1 protein-coding gene and 1 pseudogene are annotated in these 1376 nt (G+C 68.8%); both read left to right on the top strand.

Annotated features, from left to right (window positions below; genetic code table 11):
- Positions 1-64: 64 nt before the first annotated feature.
- A pseudogene (locus tag X803_RS18725) lies at positions 65-685 on the top strand (phosphoenolpyruvate-utilizing N-terminal domain-containing protein); the annotation flags it as partial.
- A gap of 67 nt (positions 686-752) precedes the next feature.
- On the top strand, positions 753-1376 hold a 624-nt coding region (locus tag X803_RS18730; protein WP_035778302.1), incomplete at its 3' end, for a phosphoenolpyruvate-utilizing N-terminal domain-containing protein.

Raw genomic sequence — 1376 nt, forward strand, 5'->3', positions numbered from 1 at the left:
AGCCGGTACCGGCTGCCGCTTCCGAGTCGGTTGCCGCCTAGTCCCAAGCTGAGGAGTTGGACCATTGAACACGTTTACGGGCGTAGGAGTGAGCCCCGGCAGGGTCATCGGACCGGTGCGGCAAATGCCGCGCCCGGTAGCGGAGCCCCCAGCCGGGGAGAAATGGTCCAACACCACGGTTGATGAGGAAACGGCACGGTTGAAGGCCGCCGCCAAGAGCGTGCAGGCCGAGCTGCGGAAGCGCGGCGACTCGGCCACCGGAGACGCCAGGGCAGTCCTGGAAGCCACCGCCATGATGGCAGCGGATCCCATGCTCCTGAAATCCTCCAATACCCTCATCGTCGCCGGCATCTCCGCCGAACGGGCAGTCTGGGAGGCGGGGGCGCAGGTGGCGGACATGCTGAGGGGCCTGGGCGGTTACATGGCCGAGCGCACCCAGGACGTCCTGGACGTCCGTTCGCGGATCGTCGCCGAACTGCGCGGCCTGCCGGCCCCCGGTATTCCTGCGGCCGACCGCCCCTTTGTTCTCGCGGCGGAGGATCTGGCACCGGCGGATACCGCAACGCTTGACCCGGAAGTGGTTCTTGCGTTGATCACCTCCTCCGGCGGCCCCCAGTCCCACACCGCCATCCTGGCGCGGGCACTCGGTCTCCCCGCCGTCGTGGCCGCCCGCGGCGTGGACGAGATAAGCCGGTACCGGCTGCCGCTTCCGAGTCGGTTGCCGCCTAGTCCCAAGCTGAGGAGTTGGACCATTGAACACGTTTACGGGCGTAGGAGTGAGCCCCGGCAGGGTCATCGGACCGGTGCGGCAAATGCCGCGCCCGGTAGCGGAGCCCCCAGCCGGGGAGAAATGGTCCAACACCACGGTTGATGAGGAAACGGCACGGTTGAAGGCCGCCGCCAAGAGCGTGCAGGCCGAGCTGCGGAAGCGCGGCGACTCGGCCACCGGAGACGCCAGGGCAGTCCTGGAAGCCACCGCCATGATGGCAGCGGATCCCATGCTCCTGAAATCCTCCAATACCCTCATCGTCGCCGGCATCTCCGCCGAACGGGCAGTCTGGGAGGCGGGGGCGCAGGTGGCGGACATGCTGAGGGGCCTGGGCGGTTACATGGCCGAGCGCACCCAGGACGTCCTGGACGTCCGTTCGCGGATCGTCGCCGAACTGCGCGGCCTGCCGGCCCCCGGTATTCCTGCGGCCGACCGCCCCTTTGTTCTCGCGGCGGAGGATCTGGCACCGGCGGATACCGCAACGCTTGACCCGGAAGTGGTTCTTGCGTTGATCACCTCCTCCGGCGGCCCCCAGTCCCACACCGCCATCCTGGCGCGGGCACTCGGTCTCCCCGCCGTCGTGGCCGCCCGCGGCGTGGACGAGATC

Origin of the sequence: Arthrobacter sp. 35/47 (assembly GCF_000520475.1) — a bacterium.
GTDB classification, from domain to species: Bacteria; Actinomycetota; Actinomycetes; order Actinomycetales; family Micrococcaceae; genus Arthrobacter_D; species Arthrobacter_D subterraneus.